This is a genomic window from Nibrella viscosa (assembly GCF_039541875.1).
In the GTDB taxonomy this organism is placed as follows: Bacteria; Bacteroidota; Bacteroidia; order Cytophagales; family Spirosomataceae; genus Nibrella; species Nibrella viscosa.
This window is the reverse complement of record NZ_BAABHB010000002.1, coordinates 363,990-386,037: the sequence shown is the minus strand read 5'-3', so window position 1 is coordinate 386,037 and position 22,048 is coordinate 363,990. Positions and strand designations below refer to the sequence as shown.

Annotated in this window: 24 protein-coding genes and 1 tRNA gene; 5 read left to right on the top strand and 20 right to left on the bottom strand. The window is 52.9% G+C overall.

Annotated elements, in window-relative coordinates; genetic code table 11:
* Window positions 1–76 precede the first annotated feature (76 nt).
* The 4 genes from rpoN (at window position 77) to ABD931_RS06225 (ending at window position 3,357) form a co-directional block, all read left to right on the top strand.
* The gene (gene rpoN, locus ABD931_RS06240; protein WP_345265050.1) at window positions 77–1,528 is read left to right on the top strand and encodes an RNA polymerase factor sigma-54; all 1,452 of its coding nucleotides are present in this window, start codon (window positions 77–79) and stop codon (window positions 1,526–1,528) included.
* A gap of 96 nt (window positions 1,529–1,624) precedes the next feature.
* Window positions 1,625–2,263: a hypothetical protein gene (locus ABD931_RS06235; RefSeq protein WP_345265048.1), complete on the top strand. Its 639-nt coding sequence runs from the start codon at window positions 1,625–1,627 to the stop codon at window positions 2,261–2,263.
* Window positions 2,264–2,384: 121 nt separating this feature from the next.
* Window positions 2,385–3,182, top strand: coding sequence for an enoyl-CoA hydratase/isomerase family protein (locus tag ABD931_RS06230; protein WP_345265046.1), 798 nt, complete (start codon window positions 2,385–2,387; stop codon window positions 3,180–3,182).
* A 101-nt stretch (window positions 3,183–3,283) separates the two neighbouring features.
* Window positions 3,284–3,357, top strand: a tRNA-Arg gene (locus tag ABD931_RS06225).
* Between the two features lie 227 nt (window positions 3,358–3,584).
* Here the strand turns inward: ABD931_RS06225 and ABD931_RS06220 are convergent.
* The 20 genes from ABD931_RS06220 to ABD931_RS06125 form a co-directional block, all read right to left on the bottom strand.
* Complete coding sequence (locus tag ABD931_RS06220) at window positions 3,585–3,929, bottom strand: hypothetical protein (protein WP_345265044.1); 345 nt, start codon at window positions 3,927–3,929, stop codon at window positions 3,585–3,587.
* Between the two features lie 145 nt (window positions 3,930–4,074).
* On the bottom strand, window positions 4,075–4,281 hold the full coding sequence (locus ABD931_RS06215) for a helix-turn-helix domain-containing protein (RefSeq protein ID WP_345265042.1): 207 nt from the start codon (window positions 4,279–4,281) through the stop codon (window positions 4,075–4,077).
* Between the two features lie 67 nt (window positions 4,282–4,348).
* Window positions 4,349–4,831, bottom strand: coding sequence for a hypothetical protein (locus tag ABD931_RS06210; RefSeq protein WP_345265040.1), 483 nt, complete (start codon window positions 4,829–4,831; stop codon window positions 4,349–4,351).
* Window positions 4,832–4,981: 150 nt separating this feature from the next.
* Complete coding sequence (locus tag ABD931_RS06205; RefSeq protein ID WP_345265038.1) at window positions 4,982–5,173, bottom strand: hypothetical protein; 192 nt, start codon at window positions 5,171–5,173, stop codon at window positions 4,982–4,984.
* Between the two features lie 454 nt (window positions 5,174–5,627).
* Entirely contained in the window at window positions 5,628–5,861 is a 234-nt protein-coding gene (locus ABD931_RS06200; RefSeq protein WP_345265036.1) for a hypothetical protein, read from the bottom strand.
* Between the two features lie 316 nt (window positions 5,862–6,177).
* Window positions 6,178–6,522 carry a hypothetical protein gene (locus tag ABD931_RS06195; RefSeq protein WP_345265034.1) on the bottom strand — a complete coding sequence of 115 codons (345 nt, stop codon included), beginning with the start codon at window positions 6,520–6,522 and terminating at the stop codon, window positions 6,178–6,180.
* Between the two features lie 4 nt (window positions 6,523–6,526).
* Window positions 6,527–10,216, bottom strand: coding sequence for a hypothetical protein (locus ABD931_RS06190; protein WP_345265032.1), 3,690 nt, complete (start codon window positions 10,214–10,216; stop codon window positions 6,527–6,529).
* Window positions 10,217–10,399: 183 nt separating this feature from the next.
* Complete coding sequence (locus ABD931_RS06185) at window positions 10,400–10,969, bottom strand: hypothetical protein (RefSeq protein WP_345265030.1); 570 nt, start codon at window positions 10,967–10,969, stop codon at window positions 10,400–10,402.
* A gap of 14 nt (window positions 10,970–10,983) precedes the next feature.
* Complete coding sequence (locus ABD931_RS06180; RefSeq protein ID WP_345265028.1) at window positions 10,984–11,406, bottom strand: hypothetical protein; 423 nt, start codon at window positions 11,404–11,406, stop codon at window positions 10,984–10,986.
* Window positions 11,407–11,538: 132 nt separating this feature from the next.
* Window positions 11,539–12,093: a hypothetical protein gene (locus tag ABD931_RS06175; protein ID WP_345265026.1), complete on the bottom strand. Its 555-nt coding sequence runs from the start codon at window positions 12,091–12,093 to the stop codon at window positions 11,539–11,541.
* Window positions 12,069–12,374 carry a hypothetical protein gene (locus tag ABD931_RS06170; protein ID WP_345265024.1) on the bottom strand — a complete coding sequence of 102 codons (306 nt, stop codon included), beginning with the start codon at window positions 12,372–12,374 and terminating at the stop codon, window positions 12,069–12,071. The genes ABD931_RS06175 and ABD931_RS06170 overlap by 25 nt, the downstream gene beginning before the upstream one ends.
* A gap of 84 nt (window positions 12,375–12,458) precedes the next feature.
* Window positions 12,459–13,553, bottom strand: coding sequence for a BT4734/BF3469 family protein (locus tag ABD931_RS06165; RefSeq protein WP_345265022.1), 1,095 nt, complete (start codon window positions 13,551–13,553; stop codon window positions 12,459–12,461).
* A gap of 149 nt (window positions 13,554–13,702) precedes the next feature.
* On the bottom strand, window positions 13,703–15,010 hold the full coding sequence (locus tag ABD931_RS06160) for an AAA family ATPase (protein ID WP_345265020.1): 1,308 nt from the start codon (window positions 15,008–15,010) through the stop codon (window positions 13,703–13,705).
* The gene (locus tag ABD931_RS06155; RefSeq protein WP_345265018.1) at window positions 15,007–15,330 is read right to left on the bottom strand and encodes a hypothetical protein; all 324 of its coding nucleotides are present in this window, start codon (window positions 15,328–15,330) and stop codon (window positions 15,007–15,009) included. Before ABD931_RS06155 ends, ABD931_RS06160 begins: the two co-directional genes overlap by 4 nt.
* The gene (locus ABD931_RS06150) at window positions 15,327–15,611 is read right to left on the bottom strand and encodes a hypothetical protein (RefSeq protein ID WP_345265017.1); all 285 of its coding nucleotides are present in this window, start codon (window positions 15,609–15,611) and stop codon (window positions 15,327–15,329) included. The genes ABD931_RS06155 and ABD931_RS06150 overlap by 4 nt, the downstream gene beginning before the upstream one ends.
* Window positions 15,608–15,901: a helix-turn-helix domain-containing protein gene (locus tag ABD931_RS06145; RefSeq protein WP_345265015.1), complete on the bottom strand. Its 294-nt coding sequence runs from the start codon at window positions 15,899–15,901 to the stop codon at window positions 15,608–15,610. The genes ABD931_RS06150 and ABD931_RS06145 overlap by 4 nt, the downstream gene beginning before the upstream one ends.
* Before the next feature lie 72 nt (window positions 15,902–15,973).
* Window positions 15,974–16,984, bottom strand: a complete 1,011-nt coding sequence (locus ABD931_RS06140) for a hypothetical protein (protein ID WP_345265013.1) — start codon at window positions 16,982–16,984, stop codon at window positions 15,974–15,976.
* 73 nt (window positions 16,985–17,057) lie between these two features.
* Window positions 17,058–18,461, bottom strand: coding sequence for a tyrosine-type recombinase/integrase (locus tag ABD931_RS06135; protein WP_345265011.1), 1,404 nt, complete (start codon window positions 18,459–18,461; stop codon window positions 17,058–17,060).
* A 2-nt stretch (window positions 18,462–18,463) separates the two neighbouring features.
* A complete protein-coding gene (locus tag ABD931_RS06130; protein WP_345265009.1) occupies window positions 18,464–18,838 on the bottom strand; it encodes a DUF5618 family protein in 375 nt (124 codons plus the stop codon).
* Window positions 18,839–19,275: 437 nt separating this feature from the next.
* Complete coding sequence (locus ABD931_RS06125) at window positions 19,276–20,709, bottom strand: SLC13 family permease (protein WP_345265007.1); 1,434 nt, start codon at window positions 20,707–20,709, stop codon at window positions 19,276–19,278.
* Between the two features lie 379 nt (window positions 20,710–21,088).
* Here ABD931_RS06125 and ABD931_RS06120 point away from each other — a divergent pair, with 379 nt between their 5' ends.
* A complete protein-coding gene (locus ABD931_RS06120) occupies window positions 21,089–22,027 on the top strand; it encodes a DUF6807 domain-containing protein (protein WP_345265005.1) in 939 nt (312 codons plus the stop codon).
* Window positions 22,028–22,048 lie beyond the last annotated feature (21 nt).

The window sequence follows — 22,048 nt, the reverse complement described above, 5'->3', positions numbered from 1 at the left end:
CTGATAATTGTGAGCACCCCTGGTCGCTTACGCATTCACTCAACGTTTTAGTACACTACCCTAATAACCATTCACCATGCAGAGGCTTAGCCTGAATCAGACGCTACAGCAGAAGCTATCTCCGCAGCAGATCCAGTTTATCAAGCTGCTACAGATTCCGACCGCCGAGCTGGACAGCCGCATCGAAGAAGAACTGGAGATTAACCCGGCCCTGGAAGAAGGCGCGGAGGAGTATGATACCCCCACCGAGGAGGATCCGTTTGCTGATGACTACGAGAACGACTATGACGAACGCAACAACGAGCTCGACATCGACGGCTACCTGAACGACGACGAATACGGCGGCTACAAAATGCAGGGTGATGGCAACTATGGCGAAGAAGACCGCGATGTACCCATTGCTACCCGCTCCAGCCTGATCGACTCGCTGATGCAGCAGTTCGGCTATCTGCAACTGGACGAACAGCAGGAAGCCATTGGGCTGCAACTCATCGGCAGTATCGAAAGCGACGGCTATATCCGCCGGTCGCTCCAGGCGATTGTCAATGACCTGGCCTTTTCGCAGAATATTTTTACGGATGTGGATGAACTGGAGGAGGTGCTGAAAAAGATTCAGACGTTTGACCCACCCGGTATTGCCGCCCGGACGCTACAGGAATGCCTGATTCTGCAACTCCAGCGCAAAGACCAGACTGATCCGTATGTGCACCTGGCTATCCGGATCATCGACGAGTTCTTTGATGAATTCTCGAAAAAGCACTACGAGAAAATCGAAAAGCGGCTGAACATCAGCGAGGAAGACCTGAAAGAAGTCATTCATATCATCACCAAGCTGAACCCCAAACCGGGTTCGGTCGAGAACGAAGAAGGGGGCATTCAGTACCTGCTGCCTGATTTTATCCTGACCAACAACAACGGCAAGCTGGAACTGACGCTGAACGCCAAAAATGCGCCGGAACTCCGCATCAGCCGCTCCTTTGCCGAGATGCTGGATACCTACGACAAGAGCAGCAAGAACAACAAATCGCTGAAGGAGACGGTCACGTTTGTGAAGCAGAAACTCGACGCGGCCAAGTGGTTTATCGACGCCATCAAGCAGCGCCAGCAGACCCTGCTCCGGACCATGAACGCCATTGTGGAGTTTCAGTACGATTTCTTCCTGACCGGCGATGAATCGAAGCTCCGGCCGATGATCCTGAAAGACATCGCCACCATGATCGAGATGGACGTATCGACGGTCTCGCGGGTGGCCAACAGCAAGTCCATCCAGACCGAATTTGGCATTTATCCGCTCAAATACTTTTTCTCCGAAGGTATCTCTACCGACTCAGGCGAGGACGTCAGCAGCCGTGAGGTGAAAAACATTCTGAAAGAGTTCATCGACAATGAGCCCAAGATGAACCCACTCTCCGACGACAAGCTCGAAAAGATGCTCAACGACCGGGGTTACAACATCGCCCGCCGGACCGTCGCCAAATACCGCGAGCAGATGAATATCCCCGTGGCAAGGTTGCGGAAGCAGTTATAGTGGATAGTCAATAGTCGATAGTCAATAGTCGCTAGTAGTCTGCAAGAGTTATATCTTTGCACCCTATCGACTATCGACTAACCACTATTGACTAAGTTGACTACCTCACTTGCCCGCGTCCTGTCTGCCCTGTTTCACCCGTTGCTCATGCCCACGCTGCTGTTTGGTATCCTGCTGTTTCAGGTGCCGGGGGTAATTGGGCTGGATGCGTTCTCGGAACGGGCGCGACTGAGTCTGCTGCTGCTGATTGCCATCGGTACGTTTGGCGTGCCGGCGCTGCTGATCTATTACCTCTACCGGCAGGGGCTGCTCAGCAGTCTGCACATGGACGACCGCAGCGAACGGCGGCTCCCCTACCTGATTACCGGACTGATCTATACGTTCCTGACGTTTCTGTTTGCCTTCCGGATGCAGCTTGTCTCCGAAACGGCACCCGAAGTGGCCATTATCCTCGGCAGCATTACGGTATCCATTCTGCTGGTGGGCCTCATCAGCCTGTTCTGGAAGATCAGCGCCCACAGCGTCGGCATCGGTGGGTCGCTGGGTGCGCTGCTGGGCATTATGCTCAAATTCAGCGCAACCGACCTGTTCCTTTCTCTCGTAGCCCTGACCATTCTGGCCGGTCTGGTCGCCAGCGCCCGCCTGCACCTCAACGCCCACACCCCCGCCCAGATCGGGACCGGCTTAGCGCTGGGGCTGACGGTGAGCCTGGTGACGGTGGTTTGGCTGGTGTAAAATGGTTTGAGGTTTGAAGTTTAAGGTTTGAGGTTTAAAGTTTGGAGATGCCACCGATTTCAACAAACTTCAAACTACAGACTACAGACTACAGACTACAAACCTCAAACTTCAAACCCCCATGCACTTCAACCACCTCCTCTACGAACTAAACGGCCCTGTCTGCACCATTACGCTAAACCGGCCGGAGGTCTATAACGCCCTCAGCCCTGAACTGATCCGCGAAATAGGTCTGGCCATAAAAGCTGCCGGTGACGACGAAACGGTGCGCGTGGTGGTACTGACCGGCGCGGGCGACAAAGCCTTCTGCTCCGGTGCCGACCTCAAAGAAGGCGTTAACCAACTACAGGACAGCGGCAGTCTGTCGCTCGGCGAATCGCTGCGGACAGGTTACAACCCGATGATTAAAGCTATCCGCAGCCTGCCGAAGCCGGTAATTGCGCGGGTAAACGGGGTAGCCGCCGGTGCCGGTTGCTCCCTGGCCCTGGCCTGCGACGTGATTATCGCGGCCGAAGAAGCCTACCTCAGCCAGATCTTCATCAACATCGGTCTGATGCCCGATGCCGGCTCGACGTTCTTTCTGCCCCGGCTGGTGGGGCCGCTCAAGGCCTTTGAGCTATGCAGCACCGGTCGGCGCGTATACGGCAAAGAGGCCGCAGCGCTGGGCCTGGTGAGCCGGGCTGTACCGGCCGCCGAACTGGACCAGGCCGTAACCGAAGCGGTAGCGTATTATGCCTCCGCCCCTACCCTGGCGATTGGCTCCATGAAAGAAGTACTGAATCAATCCCTGTATTCCGACCTGGATCATATGTTGGAAGAAGAGGCCGGCTATCAGGACGTGTTGGGTCGTTCGAACGATGCCGCCGAAGGCATAATGGCCTTTCTATCAAAGCGGAAGGCGGTTTTTAAGGGGAAATAGGCAAATTTTTTCTAATCTGGCTTTTGCGTTTTTCGCACAATTTACTACTTTTGCAGTCCCAACACGGGAACACGCCATGTGTGTTACGAACAGCGTGTCCCGGACCCGTAGCTCAATTGGATAGAGCACCTGACTACGGATCAGGAGGTTTGGGGTTCGAATCCCTACGGGTCCGCTTTCATTATCAGCCACTTACAGTAAAATGTGAGTGGCTTTTTTCATGCGTGTGCAATGCAATGTGCAATGCGTTTTGGGAACTCGTATGCACACCAACAAAAAACCGGCCTTGTGAGCCGGTTCTACTGGTCTGCCTTATTCGGTAAGCGACCAGCGACCAAATTAAATCATCGGCCTGAGAGCCTACCCCATCCGGATAGGGACTTGTTCATACATGCAGTTTAATTAGCATACCTCACCTCCTTTCCCGGCGCTGGAGTTCTCCAGGCTGCGAAAATGTTTAACAATCTGGTATTTCTCCTGAAGCTCAACAATGAATGTTTGCAGCCGTAGAATGCCAAAGGAAATATCACGGCGCTGGTTGTCGCTGGCCTTTTTAGACTCATGCTCAATCCACTCGTAAAACAGCGCGTTAATATCCCCAATGACGTTGCTAGCCCGGCGCTCAGAAAAGAAATTACTCAGCAGAAAATCAAGCTCTTTTTCGTGCCATTGCAGCGAACCAATGGCCGGTTCGTTGGGCGTACTTGCCACGGCTCCCGCTTGTGCGTACTTTTGCTCTGTGTTCATTTTTAACGAATCAGTTTAAGGTGAAACATAGCCCGCTCTGTCAGTTTCCTAGGCTCCAGCGCGGGTTTTTTATTGGGTTGCTAAATTGCTCTGCTAAATTACATAAACTTCGGATATATCCTAAGTATTGAGACAAAAAAATAGCCTATTCCAGAATTACGGTTAAGCTGACTCCCAGCGCGTCTGCTATCTTTTGCAGCGTGTCAATGGTCAGGTTTTGCCGGCCGCTTTCGTAGCCGTTAAACGTGGACTCGGTAATACCCAGCCGCCGGCCTACTTCCTTCTGGGTTAACCCTTTCTCTTTTCTGGCTTTTCGGATGGCTTCACCGACCCGCTTTGCTGTTTCTGACATAGTGCTGCTCTGGTGCTTTTCCCAAAGATAGGAACGTTTCGCTAATCTGTGGATATATCCAAAGTATTTATTCCTCTTCCGGCTCAAACACATAGTTTCCTACCTGGTCAACTTGTACGGTGGTGTGCATTCGGGTGGTAAACAGCCAGCGGGACGGAATGCGTCTGGGATAAGCTTTGCAGCCGGGCCCGGTAGCGGCCCGGTGTTTGCATCCGCTACAGGCAGACATTGATGGAAGGCCGGGCGTGATGACTTCCACGTCCTTAGCTTCAAATACAGAGTTCCCTTGCTGATCCGGCTCCACATCAACGTGGATAGGACTCTGAATCTGTAGAAATTTTTCAGGTATGGCTATCGGGTAAGCAAGGCAGGTATGCTTTTGGCCCCGTTTGGTGTAATGCCGGCAAGCCAGGCAAGCCGGATACCGCTGCCGAAAATGGGTCAGCTCGTATTCGTCCATCGGCCTGTAATCAGTCGGCATCGGCTCTTCCGGATACAACCTGAATAGCTCGATTAAGGCACTTATCCACGAAAGAAAAATCTGTTTCATCAGAAGTAAGTTACTACAGTTCCGACGCTAATTCATCCTGCTAACTGCTAAGCGGCCCTATATGGGTTTTAGCAGTTAGCACCATTGTTTTTGGGCTTCTGGTGGCAGGGTAGCAGGGCGGCATTAGGTCTGATTACCGGCGGCCGGTACCTACACGGCAATGTTCTGGTGATTGTGAAAATTACGCATTTTCGCTTCAGCGTCTTTGCGTTCGGCTTCCGGAAGCGAGTCTAACCAGCGTCGCTGTTCCTCCTGAGCAAAGGCGTAGGCTTCCGCCTTCTTGCCAGGCAGGAAGTCACCGTCTTTGGTCATGTAGGGATTCGGGCGGGGTGTGTAAGCCATAGCGATAACTCAGAGAATTTAGGGACCAGTTTGATACCGTCCGGACTGTAATAACCCTCATTGACAGGGTTGGTTAGCCCGATTACCAATCCCTTTGATTCGGCCTCTTCCAAAGCAGCAAATAGCCGCTCATCGCCCACCGTATAACGAGCCGTCATCAGCGTTTGGGCGTACTGACGTTGATCAGGCGTTTGGTTCTGATCCAAGTAATTCAGAAATAGTTCTTTGCCTGTCATAACCGGGTAAGCCTCCTTCAAAGGTATAACATTTTGGCCGCTTGAAACGTGCTCGTTGGCGGGGGTAATTCCGTCCACTGTGAACCGACGCTTTTCCGCTGAGGGGCGGGTATTTTGTACCCCCTCCTTTGAGCTAACCTCATGAATCCTAATATCAGGTCAACAAAAAGGGTGTCCACCATACCGGACACCCTTCGAAATAGTGTTGGCTATATGAGTTAAAGACCTAACTCCACCGCAAACTTTTCGCCTTCAGGATTAAGGCATACTACTGAGTCCGTGTCTCCTCTGGTTGCGTAAGGCTTAATCGTCAGGTATTGTCTCAGTGGCCCTTCCTTGCAACGTTTTTCACAAACAATCCGGTGCAGGCCGGTTTTCTCTGACATTTTCGCAAAGGTTAGCGAAGTGAACTCTTTTAGAGCCTTTAGAATCTGCATTTCAGCTTTTTTCATAGTTGTTTACTGGTTTAATTTGATTTTGAAAATTAGATAGTGGTTTCGGTGAAAAACATTGACAATGTTGGTTTTTGTAGCTGCAAGCTAAGCTAGCTTCTCCGGGCGGTTAGTACTGCATCGATACTATTTGCCTGCCTCTGCAAGCTAAGCTAGCATTCTGTGTTGGGTGGTTACGTTTCGTAACTATTTGAAACCCATGCAAGCTAAGCCGGTGGACTCTGTTGGCTAGTAGTGTTTTACTACTAATTACTTGCCATCCGAAAATAAGCGGGCCAACAAAAAAAACCGGCCTCATCAGCCGGTTTTCCTTTCTCTAATTCTGCCGTTCCTTCAATCCATAATCCAGACCCGGCGGGCAATAGATAGCCGGTGGCTTTCGGGGTAGCTTATCGAGTTCCGCCTTGGCCTGGTGGTAAAGCTCCGGATAGACGGGGGGGTCTCCGGGCGGGCGGCCCCAAACCTTACGCTGTTGGTGCAGCCATAGGCTATTCTTCATATTCAGTTCCATAAGCCGTACCGTTTCCGTCAATACCTGCTCATCCGTTGGCCGGTAGAAGTAGGTGCTGTTTGCTAGCTGTGGGTCATCCGACCAGTCGAGCGGGCAAGACCACTTTTCCTCCAAGTACGCCAGGCAGGCGCTTCTAAGTGCTTGTTCCATGGCTCTACTTCAGTTTTTTGGTTTCCCGGTGGCTACCGTCTTCAATGTACAGCGTCCCTTCACCTGTGCTGACTACCCGCCGGGCGGTGTTGCGGCTGGTAGCGGCCGCGTCCTGCTTAATCGACGCTAGCAGCTCGTTCATCAGGGCCATTTCCTGCTTTAGCTCCGATAGTTCGGCAAGGTCCGCTTGCCGGCTGGCCTGCTGTTGAGCGGTGGTTTCCATCTGCTGAATGACCACCTGCGGGAACTGCCGCTGCGGGATGGCCGGCCGGGCCACGAAAGGCCGGGCCACGAAAGGCCGCTCCACGTACCGGATAGCAGCGTTCCGGATCGCTACCGGATCATCATCGTTAATAGCTTCTATCAGTGTAGTGTGCTTTTTGGAAGACCGGCGGTTAACTACCCACTCTTCAGATTCTACCTCAATATCCGTTCCTTCTATCCTATGGCCTCCCTGCTCATGCGAACGGCCAAACCGGATTTGCCCACCCTCTCTGAGTTGCTGCATGGCCTTAATGCGGGCGCGGGCGGCTAGGATGGTACCGAATATTAAAGCAACCAGCCCAGCAATGGCAATCGGTCCCGCAATGGGTCCCAGCTTGATTCCCTGAGCCGCTGCCTGGGTAATAGCCAAATACGTGTTCGTTGCAGCCAGGGCGTTGTTACTAACCATCGACGCCAGGTCTAACGACTGCTGTACCTGCATGGACCGGCGCTTGATGGCTTCCTCTTCTGCTTTCTGCCGCTTCAAATCCTCGAGTTCAGCCCGCCGAATAGCCAGGTTATTAGCAGCACCTTCTTTGGCCCGCTGTTCTTCCTGCTGAACCTGTTGTTCTTTAGCGGATATTTCACCGTTTAGGGCCTGAATACGGGCGTCAGCGGCTTGTACAATGGCCTGGGTAGTTTCGTTGATAGCTTGCCCGATTTGCTGAAGCCCTTCTTTGAACGCTTTAAGCTGCTCAGCGTTCATGCCGTTGGTTACGCCCAACAGTTGCCAGATCGATTCGTAGCGCGGCTTTGACTTCAGTTCCCCCTGGGCCTTTTTCAGGCCGTCGACTACCTCCTGAGTCTGCGCAATAATCAGGGCGTTTTCGGCCTCTCCCTGCGCCTTTAGCAGCGCTAACAGCTTTTCGCCGTATTCAATGCGAACGGCTAGTATGGCCTCTTGCCTTGCCCGTTCTACCTCTGCTGCATCGATGTTTGGGTTAGCCGCTCTCAGGTCCGTTTCAAAGCGTTGCTGACCAATGAAAGCCAGGGCGGCCGCTTCACCCTGCCGGTTCTTATCAATGGCTTGTCCCAGCGTGATCCGGTCTAGTTCGGCTTGTTTGAGCCTGCGTAGTTTCTGCTGTTCGGCTGAGCCTTCTTTTTCCAGCTTAATCAGCTCATCCCACTTTTTCTCCGTTTCGGCTATCTCCAGCTCATCATACCGGCGCTCCAGTCCCAGCATTTTGATCCGGTGGTCAAGCCGTAACTGCCGGATATCCTCATCCCGCTTTTTCTCTACTTCCTTGCTGGCATCGACAAAGAGTTTGGCCCGCTCCGGGTCGGCATTCGCTAAGGTTATGGCTGTATTCGGTACTGGAAAGCGTTTACCGTTCAGGACTTCCGTTTTATTGGAAGCGGCAAGTTGCAACTGCCGTTCGTAGGTATCGCGGGCTAGCTGAATTTCCTTCAGGTCTAAGGCGGCTTTCTCCTTGATGTATTCCTCCGAATTTTTGCTGAGGGTTTCCAGTCGTTTCTTGCCGTACTGTTCCTCTAAGGCCAGGAACGCCTTTACGTAGTCTTCACCCGCTTTCAGTAGCTCATTCTGTTCAGCCTCGTAGGCTTTCTGCGCGTCGGTTTTGCCGGTCTTTTTCTTCGGGGGACTACCTGCACCAATGGGGGTGTTATCCACGTTGGCGGCTAATCCCTGGGCCTGCCGGATTTGGGTTTCCAGGCGCTTGATCTCTTCCTCGCCCAGCTTCTTATCAATCTGTTTGAGCCGGATCTTTTCCCGGATCTGGGCGATGTCCTTCTGATAGCCTTCCACGGTGGTTTTCGTGAGGTCCGCTTGCCGCTGGGCCTGTTCTCCGAGTAGGCTGTTTAGCTCCTTTTGTAAGGCTACCTGCTTAGCCTGGGCGCTCTCCAGCGTCTTATCCAGAAAGGCGCGGGGGTCGGTCGATAGGGTCAGACCTCCACCCGCTCCGGTGGCTTGTACAGGGCTTTGCTTGGCCGCTACCTGCCGGGCCAGGGCCAGGCGCTGCGCCGGGCTTAGCTTCTCCAGCTCGACAATGGTTTTGCCGGATTCTCTGGCCAGTATCCGAAGCGCTTCGGACTGTTGCCGGATGGAAGCCGTTAGCTGGTCCTGAACCTTCTGAATCTTTTCCTGTCCCAGCGCAATCCGGATTTTCTTTTCGTATTGCGCGTTGACCGCTGCCAGGCGCTGGACCAATACATCGTTGGCCGCTGCCTCAGCATCCAATTGGCCCAGGAACTCGGGATACTTCTGGCTAAGCTGCTGAATCAGACTGAGCCGGACGGCCTCGTTATCGTTAGCCAGTACCAATGCTCCGACCAGGCCGTTTAGTTCGGCCTGCTGCTGCCGTAGGGTGTCAGCGGGCGAAACGCTGATAAGGTCGGTGAATACCCCTACCAGTTGACCAGCCAGGCTAACCAGTTCTTTAAAGGCTCCACCTAACCGGGTGCTGCCGATGGATACGGCCAAACGGTCGACCTGATCGCCAAAGTTGGACATGGCACCTTCTAGCGTCTGGCTAATGGCGGCCGTAGATCCGGCTACCCCGTTCAGCTTACCAAAGCCTAGAATAGCCTCGGTAATGGCTCCGCTGGTGGCCTTCACCGTCTGGGTTACTCCTTTGAAGCTGAGCGATACCTGATCACCCGACTTGCTGGCCCGAATGCCGAATTCCTTTAACCGCTCAAACTCTCCCGACTGAGCGTCTAGTATCGCTTCTGTAAGTTGATCAAAGCTTTTACCCTGGGAGGCTGCCAGATCGCCAATTTGCGTAAGCTGCTCTTTAGTGGGTACCAGGCCACGGTTTACGAACTTGATAAAGGAAGACGTTAGCTCATCAACGGAGTAGGGCGTTTGGGCGGCATATTCGGCAATCAGGCGTAACCCGTCGACGGCTCCGGACCGGCTGCCTACGGCATTGGTCAGGACCGCTTCGTACTTCTCAAATTTGGCCGTAGTCTGCACAATGGCTGTACCGACTGCTACGATCCGGTCAACGGCAAACGCGGCTATAGCGGCTTGTTTGAGCCGGCTCCAGATGGTACCCAGCTCCGACGAACCTTTGCCTAGTTTCTTCACGCCCTCGCTGCTACCTCCCATCTCCCGGTTTATAGCAGCCAGCCGGGCCTCTACCTGCTTTAACCGCTGCTGCAATTCCTGATACTGGCCAGCGGCTATAAACTCTTGTTGCCGCTTAACCAGGTCGGTGTATTCAGCCTTTACGCTGGCTAGCTCCGCTTTCATGGCGTTCAGGCGGGCGTTGTTGTCCTGCAAGCTTTTGACCTGCTGAGCAAGGGTCTGATTAAAGGCGGTGGCTTTGCTGTTGAACTCGGTAAAGGGCTGTTGCCGGCCTGCCTTCAGTAAGGTGCTGTTCACTTCGCCAACGCCGGCCGTTACCCGGCCTAGCTTGTCGATTACATCGTCTATGTCTAAGACGTACTTGGTTTCTATCGTGCTCATGCTTGTTACGGTGTTGCTATGGTCGTTTCTGCGAGTAAGCGGCTAGTTCCTGTTTAATGCGTTCCTGGTGGGCTTTGTAGTGGTGCCAGAAGGCAACGCTATCCATCCTCATCAGGGCTTCTATATCCACGGCGCGGCCCTCAGTCAGGGTGTTCAGTAGCTTAGCCCAATGCCGGTCGGCTTCTACGAGCTGGGCGGCAATGGAGATTGGCCGGGGCCGTTCGGTGCTGCCGGGCTTGCTGCTGCCGGGCTTGAAAAGGTCTGGGTGGCTCTGCTGAAGTCGTCGCCAATAGCGGTCAGAAAGTCGACCGCTGAGGTAAAAAAAAAGCTACGGTTAATAGCGGACCAATCCTCCAGCTTTTGCATGGCCAGTTCGCTGCTGAAGCTGGTGCGGTCCTCATCGACCCGGTTAATGAACAGGGTGCAAATCAGGTAAATGGGGTTGAAGTTGGTTTCCAAATCGACCGTTGCGGCTAAGAGGTTGTGCAGCACTACGCCAACGTCACCGGGTTTGCTCTGGTTGTTGAGGTCATACGCTTTGCGGATCTCTTCCCGGATGGCGCTGCTGCTGCGGGCTAAAGCGGCTTGCAGGCTGTAGCGCTCTAAATACCTGTCTCTGGCTACGCTTAATTCTACGTTTTTTTCTACCCGGTAAATATGGCCTCCGGCTTCAAACTGAGTAGTGGCTCGGGGGTCAAGAATGACCGGGTAAAGGGCCTGATCTTCTTCGGGCTGTTGCGTGTTCGTGTCCATGGGTACTGTGCTGTTTAGTTGGTGGGTGTCTGTGCTGCTGCTGAGGGTGCCTGCGTTGCGGTTTCAGCGGCCAATTGGCTGAAGTGGGTCAGGTCTTCACGCTCCGGCGCAATCCGGCCACGGCCGCGGCTGGTGGGTGTCTGCCACTGAAAGCGCGGGTTCTTATACAGGTGGTCAGCATCTACGCTCCCGTAGCCGGACCTGCCCGCTGCCAGGGTTAGCCGGAACGCTGACCAGGGGCAAAGCAGCCGGAAAAAGCGCGGGTAGACTCTGATCCGGATCACCGTATCAAGCGGCTGATCGGATAGGTTGTGAAAGGAGAAGAAGTAGCGGAACTTGCCCGGTGCTACCTTCTTGACAATAGTTGAGGTAATCAGGATGTCCCGCTGAGAAGCGGCTTTTTGGTCCCGATGGGGGACCGGATTGGATGTTGCCATACCTTGTTTTGGGGTTTTGGTTTCGGTACCGCGTTTGCAGTACGGCTCTTGCCCGTTGCGGCTGGGCTTGCCAAAATTCCCGGTACGGCTGGGAGGCCAAAGATTGGAAGGGGGTACGGCTGGCCGGTAGGGTTAGCCATTATTGATAATCTGGTTCTGGGCGTTGTTGACCTGAAGGGTTAGCTTCAAGTTACGCACTTTAGCCAGGGTTCCCAACGCACGGCTATAGCGTTTGCCGGCCAGGGTTACGCGTTTCTCCCAGTAGATTCCAACGGCTATATCATGGGGCTGCGAAAGGGCATTGCTATAGCTTAGCTCTGTCAGGTGAAGATTCAGCCAGCAAAGAACAATTTGTTCGATAGCCAGGCGCTCCAGCGGATTACCGGCCAGGTAGCCTAGTTCCTCCTTTAGCTGAATACACTTGAATAACAGCATCTCTCTCATAAAATCAGCCTGGGTGTAAAGGTTTATCCGCTGATTCAGGGCCATATCGTATAGCCCATCCATCTGCTTCATTACCTCCTTAGCCATACCCTCTCTGCTGATTAGTCGGTTCAGTTCTTCGCGGGCCTGAGGATCGGGTTTTTCTGGATTGCCACATCGTCGCATCAGGTCGGATAGCTGTTCTCTAACCTTTCGCTCATCAGTCTGAACCGGCGTGTTTACCGCTTGCGTTTTTTTCTCCATTGTCGTTTCGGTTGGTGATAGCCATTGGCTAAGGCTACGGTGGTAAATAACTCCTTTAAAGTGCGCTCCAGGCTTATTAATTCCTGATCGGCTTTACGGTCGGCTTCTCGCTGCCGCTGTAGCCTTTCCCGCCGGGTTTGGTTTTCGGCCTGGTCTGCCTCATCCATTACGGCGGCATATTCGGCAACAAAGCCGCTGCCTACATACTCAGAGGTGCTTTTACCGTCTCTTCGGACCTTGCGGTAATAATAGGGTCGGCTGTTTCTAATTTCCAGTCCCATCGTGTTACGGTCGGTTTTTGTGCTACATCAATTGTAATGCCCCACTTTATCGGCATTTTCCTTGTTGGTCAATCGGGCGGTTTATCAAGTTAGCAAATAGTTTATCTGCTCAGTTGATATTAGCAGAGCGGTATAACCCGCTCCGGATCGGGTCTGACTGGCTGCCATCGCAATATGACGGGCTGAGGGCTGGTCTTTCTGGTCCCATTCAGCCGGGTAGGTGTCGGGTACCTCCACTGCTGAGCGGCTGGCTACTGGTCGGCTGATGGGTGCGGAGTGTACAGTTAGCGGTAAGGTATCCTGATAGCTGATACCGGCTTGCTGGCAGTAGTGAAAGAAAGTACCCAGCGTAGCCCTTGAATCCCATTTCAGGCAGTGCGTGAATTGAGCGTCAGGACTGATCCGCTGCGTTCCTTCGTAGACGCTGCTAAGCTGTAGAAAGTATTCCCGGCCGGACTCTCCGAACGCCTTAGCCAGGCTGCATCCAATTTGGAACCAGTCATCATAACCGGGGGCAATGTTGGTGCTCCGGCTGATAATTTCACCAATGCAGTATTCGACCCTTGCTCGTTCCTGATCGGCATCAGGTGTAAACGTGAACGTTCGGACGGGCGCTGGTTTAGGTTCATCGTATTGATGGAAGATAACGGCCTGCTCATTGAAATACCCTTCCGGATCGTACGAGTAACCGCGTAGGCTGGCCACGTTGCTAGGGGCATCATCAATGTTGATCTTTAACCTGCTAAATGCTTTTTGCAAAGCGTTAAAGTGCTGTTTATGCCGTTCAGGGTGTGCAATCCGAACTAAACCCCAATAGCCCGTACCGGATACAGACAGGCCGCAATACACCACACAGGTAATGTTACAAATGTGCTGCTTTAGTTGGCCATAGTTGCCAATGTGCTTATTCTCTTTCCAGTCGATATCAAATTGAAGAAAGCCGGAATGCCGTATCAGGTCTTTTTCGGCCCGGTAGGCAAACAAGCCACTCGGAGTAATAGCCGGTAGTTTCCCCTTGAGTGCGTCCCGCTGGTCTTTGTCGCTGATCTGCCTGATCTGCTCTACCTGTTGCCAATATTTAGCGGAGGTAAGCCAGGTAAGCAGTTTGACCGGCCTGGGATTGTCGGTTATGTTATACCCGGCAAAGCAGGAAACCTCAACATCTAATAGGCTGCTCATGGCACATCTAACAGGGTTGGCCGAAAGGGTTGTTTTTTCCATGCTGCTAACTGCTAAACAATGGTGCTAAGATGTTTTTAGCAGGGTTGTTTTGATGGTGCTAACTGCTAAATGCCTTATAGGGGGTCTTAGCAGTTAGCAGGATAAAATCACCCAATTGGGACCAGGCGGTAAAATTGGTTCTTGCCCTGGTTGTAGTCGGCTAATCGAACGGCGCGGCCCTCCTCATCGTACATCTCCGGCGGGTCAGTCATTATCGCTTTCAGACGGTTTCGGATCGTTGCGTTCTTTGCTTTGAACTCAGACTCCAAGATGGTCCATACTTCGCCCTTTGGCATTGCTCCCTCGGATAGCAGGCTAATCAGGCGGTCGGCAACGTCTTCGGTATCGGCTTTGTGCTTTCGGTAGTTGACCTGAGCGGCTATCTGTTCAGCATCTGCCAGGGCTAAGCCCTTTGCCTCTTCGGAGTATTGCAGGTAAACGGGTTCTGGACGCTTGCCCCGCCGTAGCTTCAAAAACTTCAGCCTGATCATATCGGTATCATTACCGCTGGTGTCTTTCTCAAAACCAATCTGCATAACCGTATTGGCTTTGTTAGCGGCCTCGGTTCCGGTGTGACCTCTGGCTTTGTCGGTTCCTGGGTTCTGGTGAATAACCAGTAAGAACGTAGCGTTGTAGTGGTCGCACAGGTTGCCGATAAAGTCATACAAACGCATAGATTCTTTAGCGTCGTTAAAGTCCCCTACGGCATCGGTAACGACATCAATCAGGCAGAAGAGGTGTAAGGCGGTTTGCTCTCGAACGTGGCTGATAAATGCTTCAATGGCTTCAAATCGATCCTTTCGCTCAACACTTTTTATAGATGTAACCCGAAAATCAGCGGGTATATCCTCCAAGCTGTAACCGGCTCTGGTTTTGATACCCTGAATGGCAAAAGGCAATTCCTCTCCCTGATTTCGTTCGGTGTCAATGTAGCAGACGCAAAAGCGTTCCAGGGCTATCCGTTTGAACTCCAGGAATTGCGGATCATCGGTGCTGTTGGTTGTCAGCATCAGCGCGGCCAATAATTCAGCCATTCGGGACTTATGCGACCCGTATGCACCCTGAATGATGTTTAGAGTAGAACGACCAATAATACCGACATCCCCTCTGCTGATAATGGGCTGGCTAAATACAACGGGCTTTGTAGCGGCTTCACAAAGGACCTGTTCCCGCTCCAAAAGCTTTGCAAGTAGCTTTTCTTTCAGGTTGTCAACCGGCTTTTTCTTCGAAGCGCCCCGCTTAGGCTGCGATTCTTTTTTTACCGGCTGAGGCTGGGTTGAATCCTCGTTGACAGTAGCGGCTACTTCGTTCAGGTCGGTACCAGGGGCAATGTGAACGGTAACAGATGTTTTCGTATCTTCGCTCTGTTCCAACGCTCCAGGGGGGTCGTTCAGTGGGTAATTTCGGTTGCTCATTGGGCGGCCTCTTCTTTTTGGGTTACGGGGGTCTGATCCGGAGCTCGCTGCCGGTCGAGCGCGGCAAGCTGCCGCCGGAGCCGGGTGGCCTGAGCCGGTGGTACGCGGGGGTCACTGGCCAGGATGCGAAGGGCATCAGCGGGCAAGTGCCAACGCCGGTCGGCAGGATCCCAGCGGCTGTAGCAATTCAGAATCTCCCGGAAGTCGCTGTCTGACCACGTGGGTAATGGTTGTAGTTCAGCCAGGCGCTTAGCCTGAATACCGGCAAAGCGTTCCAGACCGGCGGGCGTGGGATTGATCGGTAGTGGCAGGGTTTTCACGGCCGGCCTCCTTTCCGTTTGAAGCCGCTGCCGTGGGTGGCTCGAAATTCGAACTTTGGGCGGGGCGCTGGTTTGGCCTGGGCCTTTAGGACCTGATCTCCAATATCGGCATACTCTGGATAGGTTTCGTACGCACGGATAAGCAGGCATTTGGCGAAGTGCCGGTCATCCGGCGTTGGCTGCTCAAAGGCCAGGCGAAACAGTACGCTGTAAAGTTCTATGGTTTCAGCGTGGGAAAACTGAATGCCGTTGGCATCGATGAAGGTTAGGGGCTTGCTCATGCTACCTTGCCCTCTCCAGCGTTGAGGTATTCCAGTAGTTCAGATTTGAAGAAGAACAAGCGGCCGAACCGCTTCCGGTGCGGGATCTTATCAATGTTCTGATAAACCGTCTGAGGGGCAATACCTAGAAATTCGGCGGCTTCTTTGACCGATAGCGGGCGTTCGTCGGCATCAGGATTGGCCGGATTGGCTGAGGTGTTAGCCAGTAATTGTTTTAGTTCGCTTACCTCCTGTCGGAGAAGGTAAACGGCGGCCGGTAAGGCATCATGGGTAATTGGTACGTTTTCCATCGTGTCTTGTGATGTTTGACACGAAGGTGATAAGGAGAAGAGGCAGTATCCGGGTATACCCGGATACCAATTTTATAACTTTTTGATTTTTGCTGCTTTTAAGTCTACCTCTGCTGTGTCTTTAGCGCTGCCTGTCAGCGTAGGAATAACTTTCAATATGTCCTTCACTGCATCTCGGCCGCAACTGGTGCGTTGTTCTGAAGTTTCCAATCCTTTATAATGGTCTAAAAGTTTGTTGCCGCTCTTCTTGCCTGTGAATCCTGCATTTCGGGCTATCTCTTCTTTCTTAAGCTCATTGATTACCTTGCCTTCGTAGCGGTACTTATAAGCTATTTGGCGCAAACTTAGTTGTACTTGTCCATCAGTGTTTATATGCTGATCTCTCTTACCACTATTCTCATCACTGGCTGCCAATGCCGGCGGCTCCAGCGGGCCGGTAATCTGTCTAGTGGGTAACGGTATTTGCAGATGTTTGCCGGTTTCGTAAGCTACCAACCAATCTTTCAGGTGTGCTTCATATTCTACGATGTCCCAATCTTCAGCTAGATTGCAGACTTTTACGTGTGGTTGGTACTCATTAAGGAATGCAAAGTCGTAAGGGTGGTTTGTCTCCCAATGGTAGCGTAATTCCCCAATTTCGGCCGTTGGCCCTGCGATACCGCTATCAATATCGTGTGTGATTTTCTTCAGTTCAGCGCGTAGTAGATCAACCGGGCGCGTTGCCGTGGACAGTCTGATTTCTAGCCCTGCCTTACGGCCATCGAAAAGTTTTACAAAGCCCTTCTCTGCACATTCAATCCGGTGAAAGTCCAACGTAGCGCGGTAAAGCAATCGCCGGTCATCAACGGTTTTCGGGGTTAGTTCAAAACGAAAACTCCCATTTGGCCCGCCTTTAAAAACAGTAGGATCAATTATGATTACCTGCGGGGCCAATGGGTAATGACCTATGTGCTCTGTCCAATACTGTAGCTTTTCGGAGAAGGTATCCAGTTTTTGAAACTGCTGAAAATGGTGCCAGGCGGCATCAACCTGTTTTTCGTATGGCTCTGACTTCATATCGGCTAATCTCTTTTGGTATTCCATCGCTCCAGATGTTTAAGCCGGTACTGTTCCAGGGTACCAGCGGGGGTAAAAAAGGTATGACCAATAACAGGTTTTACAAGGCACTCAAGAAAGCCTTAGCTTCCTCATCATCAAATGAGCCTAAGTAACTCTCCGTAGTTTTCAGGTTAGTATGACCTAACGACTTGGAGATAAAGGCAAGCGGGGCTTTGCTCTTTAGCAGGCTGGTGGCGAAACTATGCCGGGCGCTATAGGTGTCGGTGTCTCCCTCAATGCCTAATGTTTCGGCAATCTTGCTCATCCATTTGTTGGTCAGCTTGACAACCTGCTTAACGGTTAGCTTCTTTCGGCGTTCAGTCATATCGGCGCTGAGGAACGGGAAAACGTAGCTATTCGGCCGTTTGTCGGCGGTTCCCCACCGCTGAATGATAGCGGTCGTTTCGGGCCTGAGGTGTGCCACAATAGGCGTTTGATTCTGCTTTTTACTACGGGCGGTCTTTTGCCGTATAAAGGTAATCTTGCCCTCTTTCAAATCGACCTGATTCCAGGTCAAGCGGCAAATGTCGGTCATGTTGGCTCCGTTGCAGAAGTACGAGAACAGCCATAAATCATGGCTCCGCTGCTCAGTAGTTCCCGGCGTTGGCTCGTAGGCTTTGATCTTGTCAATGTCGGCTTTAGGCAGCGCCTTCTTTACATTGGCTCCGGCGGGTATAACGTACTTGGTACGGCCGAACGGGTAAGCATCGCGGCTCATCAAACCGTTTTCAATGGCATCATTGACCACAGAGCGAACGTGCCGTAGGTAAATGCCGACGGTGGTCAGCGTGGCTCCGGTCGGCTGCTTTTTCTCGGTCTTTGGCAGTTTGCCAAAGTGTTGCATCCATTGTTCATAGGTGGTCAGAAACTCCGGTGTAAGGTGTTCGTAGCGCAAAGTAGCAGCGGGGCGCGGCTGGCTGGTCCGGCGGGGTATCGGTATATTCAGAAACTCCTTACGCTCTTCATCAGAGAACGAGTCGACAAACCGGCGCAATGACTTTGCAGCCAGTTCGTAGTTAAGCGCGTTACCAATGCGTCCGGCGCTGTCCATGCTGGCCGCTTTAGCCAGTAGAGCCGCCAATAGGTCGGTTTGTTCGGCCGGCTTTTCGGGCTGCTTTCCATAGCCGGCCAGGGCCTCAGCAAAGCCTTCAAAGGTGAACTTGTCGGCTAGCTGGTCGACAATGACCTGAGCCCGCCTGAGGTAGCCGTCCTGCTTTTTGCCTGATCCGTCCCGGTACTGGCCATACACCCGCTGCCAGAGCTGCCGGCGCTGCTCATCCTTGACCGTACCAGGCAAGCCGCCTTTGGTGCGTTCCAGGAATTTCCATTCGTCCGGCGTTATCTTTTCGCCGGTAGAAAACAGCCGCTGCCGGCGCTCATGGTAGACCGACAGCCGGATAAACGATAAATTGCCGGACACCCGGCGCGTATCGTAAAACAGGGTAACGGTTGCGGGTTGCATAATCAGGCGTTGGCTTTGGTGGCTACCCAGTTAATAAGGCTTTCTGCCTGCCTGAGTCCGGCCTGGGCAACGTCGGCACTTGGGTTGCCATCGTAGGACATGGATAGGTGAAGCGTATCATAAGCCGCCACAAATTGCCCTAACTGCTTGCGGTCAACTCCGGCCAACTGCTGTTTATACCAGTCCACATCTTTACGGCCTTTGCCTTTCTTGCCGAACAAACCATCTAACGCAACCAGTATGCCCGTGTAGGCGGCATGACCGGCTAGCTTGACATACTTGGTATCCTGATAGATTCCGTCCTCTTTACCCGCTTTCTCGCTCAGGAGTTGACGGGCGTTTTCTACGTAGCGTTTGGCTTCTTCTATATGGTTCATTGTGCATTGCACATTGCCGGTATGTGCAATGCAATGTGCAATGCGAATATACAAAATCAACGCATAAGAGCAATAAAGACCGATAAAAGAGTATCAGATAACTATCTGATTTACAGAGCTATTAATAAGAAAATAAAGTAGGCCGATAAATAGCAAAAAGGGGGTGGGGTATGACTACGGATCAGGAGGTTTGGGGTTCGAATCCCTACGGGTCCGCTTTCATTATCAGCCACTTACAGTAAAATGTGAGTGGCTTTTTTGTTGAGGTTGCATTGAATATGGTGGAAATGTTCAATGAAGTGTGTCAGATACGAGTAATTCATCACCTCGTTGAGAAACCGAAAGCCATCAAGCAAAAGCATTTCCGCATTCCGAAAGCATGATTAAGCGAATAACGCTGCAAAACGATTTTGCCGATTCGTATCTGAAACTATACCTCACTCAAACACTACCGGCAGCAGCAGCCAGCAGAAGAGGGTAATCAGGATGACGGAGATAATGTTCATGACAAAGCCCACGCGGGTCATGTCTTTGAGCTTGATGTAGCCGCTGGAAAACGCAATGGCGTTGGGCGGGGTGCCCATGGGTAACATGCTGGCGCAGGAGGCCGCCAGCGTCATGGGTATACCGAGGAGTAAGGGATTCATGTGCATGGCTTCGGCCAGACCCGTCACCACCGGAGCAAACACAATCACCTGCGCTACATTGCTCATCACCTCTGAAATAAACAGCGATACCAGCGTTACCAGAAAGATCAGCAGCAGTGGGTTGAGGCCGAAGCCGGCAAACCACTGGCCCAGTTGCTCGATCAGGCCGGCTTTTTCCAGCGCCCCGGCCAGGGCAATGCCGCCCCCAAACAGCAGCAAAATACCCCAGGCCATGTTTTTGGTGTCGGCCCAGTCCAGCAGGGGCTTATCGGCCTGGCCGCTGGGGATAATGAATAAACTGGTGCCGGCCAGAATGGCAATCATGTTGTCGTCCAGCTTCACCAGGCCCAGCCGGTTCACCAGATCTTTGGTCATCCACAGGGTTGCCGTGCAGAGAAAAACCGCAAACACCCGTTTTTCGGGTGTGGTATAGGCCCCCAGTGCCGTAATCTCCCGGTTGATAACGCCCTGGGTGGTTTCGTCGCTCTTCATCCCGTTCGGATACAGCCATTTCACCATCACCAGATACAAGAAGTACAGCAGTAAACCTGACAGGGGCGCACAGACCAGAAACCAGTCGGCAAACGGAATAGTGGTGCCGTATTTTTTATTGATGAACCCGGCATAAGCTACGTTGGGCGGGGTACCAATCAGCGTAGCGATGCCGCCAAAATTGGAAGCCAGGGCTATGGCGATCATGATAGACATGGCAAAGTGGCTCACCCCCTGTTTATTCGAATGGTTCTCTCCGATCACCTTCACCACCGACAGCGCAATCGGAAACATCATCATGGTGGTGGCGGTATTGCTGAGCCACATACTGATGAGGCCCGTGGCAATAATAAAGCCCAGAATAATGCGGTCGCCACTGGTGCCGGTTGCCCGCACAATGTTCAGCGCGATCCGGCGGTGCAGGTTCCATTTCTCAATGGCCAGGCCCAGCATAAAGCCGCCCATGAAAAGAAAAACTACCGGATTGGCGTACGACGAAGCCGTGACATCGATAGGGGCTACCCCAACCAGCGGAAACAGCACCAGCGGCAGCAGCGCCACCGCCGGCATGGGCATGGCTTCGGTAACCCAAAGGCCGATCATGAGCACCGCAATGGCAATCACTTTGGCGGCTTCGGGCTTTATCCCCAGCGGATTCAGGAAGAAAGTGGCCAGTGCCAGCGCCACGCAGATAAGGGCAACAAGCTGTTTGGAGAGCTGTATGTTCTTCAAGGTCTGTTCAACTAAGCTACGGATACGATCGGTCTCAAATGCGATTCCTACGGAAGGAGCGTCGGGCATAATCGCGCCAGACCGGAGCTGGCCCTACGTACACAAACATACAAAATTCAGCTTCGTATGAAACAGCCTTGATGCAGGAATATATTCAGGCCCTCCGGCAAGGCAACGAATCGCGGTACGGGAACGTTAGAACCGCCCGGTTTGGTCCTTATAGTACTGAGCACAGTATTAGACATTAGATTTTAGACTTTGGACGTTAGACACAATACATTACCGTAGAGACGTATAGCCTCAACGGCGGACCGTGTCCAATGTCTAGTATCTAATGTCCAGTACTGAGAGTGCTGTGTACGTTTCCCTCTGGCCTGTAATGCATAAAAACACGCTTCGCCTGGTTACCCGCTACCTGTTTATCGCCCTGCTGGCGGGGTGCGCCCTGCTGCCGTCAGCCGCCTGTGGCACCGAAAAGCCGGGCATCGGCAAAACCGAGTTGCGGATAGCGCACGATGAGCAGGCCGGTACGATTTCGGTATACCGCACGGGTGAAAAAGAACCGATTCTGACCCAGCACGCCCGGCCCGATACCCGGCCGTATATCCACCCCATTGTGGCCCCCGACGGCAAAGGCGTTCTCACGGAATACCGGCCGAAACACCATCTGCACCAGACCGGGCTGTACTGGGGGCTGAAAGAGGTAAACGGCCGCGACTATTTTATGAACTGGCAGGGCGATTACTGGCGACGCGTTTCGGCAACGGTAACTCGGAAAAAAGGGCAGGCCGTCAACTGGCAGACCGTGTACGACCTGATCGACGCGCAGGGCAATACCATCCTGACCGAAACCCAGAACTGGTCTATGCAGGAGCAGGCCGGTAAATACCTGCTGGATCTGGAATGGAACGGGAACGCCAAAACTACCGTCAACCTGGGCAAATTCTACGTCGGCGGACTGTTTATCCGGATGCCCTGGCAGCCGGGCGTCAATGGCGAGGTGGTCAATGCCGTCGGGCAAACGAATAAGCAGGCCGAGGGGCAACGCGCCATCTGGACGGATGTGGGTATACAGGTCGAAGGGCGAAATGACCTGGCACATATTGCCATCTTCGATCATCCGGATAACCGGGCGTTTCCTACCCCCTGGCGGGTGGATAATGAACTGGGCGTGGGGCCGTCTGTCCAGATCCTGGGCAACTGGCGCATTGAGCCCGGCCAAACGGAAGTGATCCGCTACCGATTGCTGGCGTATACCGGCGACCTGAAAAATGCCGTTCTTACCCAGCACTGGAAAGAATTTATCCGGACGTACTGATAACCGCCGGCACCCGGCCTA

Coding starts and splice junctions, on each gene's coding strand:
- ABD931_RS06140 (WP_345265013.1), bottom strand. CDS start 16,984: ATGGAATACCAAAAGAGATTAGCCGATATGAAGTCAGAGCCATACGAA.
- ABD931_RS06185 (WP_345265030.1), bottom strand. CDS start 10,969: ATGGACACGAACACGCAACAGCCCGAAGAAGATCAGGCCCTTTACCCG.
- ABD931_RS06165 (WP_345265022.1), bottom strand. CDS start 13,553: ATGAGCAGCCTATTAGATGTTGAGGTTTCCTGCTTTGCCGGGTATAAC.
- ABD931_RS06215 (WP_345265042.1), bottom strand. CDS start 4,281: ATGTCAGAAACAGCAAAGCGGGTCGGTGAAGCCATCCGAAAAGCCAGA.
- ABD931_RS06145 (WP_345265015.1), bottom strand. CDS start 15,901: ATGGAAAACGTACCAATTACCCATGATGCCTTACCGGCCGCCGTTTAC.
- ABD931_RS06120 (WP_345265005.1), top strand. CDS start 21,089: ATGCATAAAAACACGCTTCGCCTGGTTACCCGCTACCTGTTTATCGCC.
- ABD931_RS06175 (WP_345265026.1), bottom strand. CDS start 12,093: ATGGAGAAAAAAACGCAAGCGGTAAACACGCCGGTTCAGACTGATGAG.
- rpoN (WP_345265050.1), top strand. CDS start 77: ATGCAGAGGCTTAGCCTGAATCAGACGCTACAGCAGAAGCTATCTCCG.
- ABD931_RS06170 (WP_345265024.1), bottom strand. CDS start 12,374: ATGGGACTGGAAATTAGAAACAGCCGACCCTATTATTACCGCAAGGTC.
- ABD931_RS06180 (WP_345265028.1), bottom strand. CDS start 11,406: ATGGCAACATCCAATCCGGTCCCCCATCGGGACCAAAAAGCCGCTTCT.
- ABD931_RS06150 (WP_345265017.1), bottom strand. CDS start 15,611: ATGAGCAAGCCCCTAACCTTCATCGATGCCAACGGCATTCAGTTTTCC.
- ABD931_RS06200 (WP_345265036.1), bottom strand. CDS start 5,861: ATGAAAAAAGCTGAAATGCAGATTCTAAAGGCTCTAAAAGAGTTCACT.
- ABD931_RS06220 (WP_345265044.1), bottom strand. CDS start 3,929: ATGAACACAGAGCAAAAGTACGCACAAGCGGGAGCCGTGGCAAGTACG.
- ABD931_RS06205 (WP_345265038.1), bottom strand. CDS start 5,173: ATGGCTTACACACCCCGCCCGAATCCCTACATGACCAAAGACGGTGAC.
- ABD931_RS06135 (WP_345265011.1), bottom strand. CDS start 18,461: ATGCAACCCGCAACCGTTACCCTGTTTTACGATACGCGCCGGGTGTCC.
- ABD931_RS06190 (WP_345265032.1), bottom strand. CDS start 10,216: ATGAGCACGATAGAAACCAAGTACGTCTTAGACATAGACGATGTAATC.
- ABD931_RS06130 (WP_345265009.1), bottom strand. CDS start 18,838: ATGAACCATATAGAAGAAGCCAAACGCTACGTAGAAAACGCCCGTCAA.
- ABD931_RS06195 (WP_345265034.1), bottom strand. CDS start 6,522: ATGGAACAAGCACTTAGAAGCGCCTGCCTGGCGTACTTGGAGGAAAAG.
- ABD931_RS06160 (WP_345265020.1), bottom strand. CDS start 15,010: ATGAGCAACCGAAATTACCCACTGAACGACCCCCCTGGAGCGTTGGAA.
- ABD931_RS06230 (WP_345265046.1), top strand. CDS start 2,385: ATGCACTTCAACCACCTCCTCTACGAACTAAACGGCCCTGTCTGCACC.
- ABD931_RS06210 (WP_345265040.1), bottom strand. CDS start 4,831: ATGAAACAGATTTTTCTTTCGTGGATAAGTGCCTTAATCGAGCTATTC.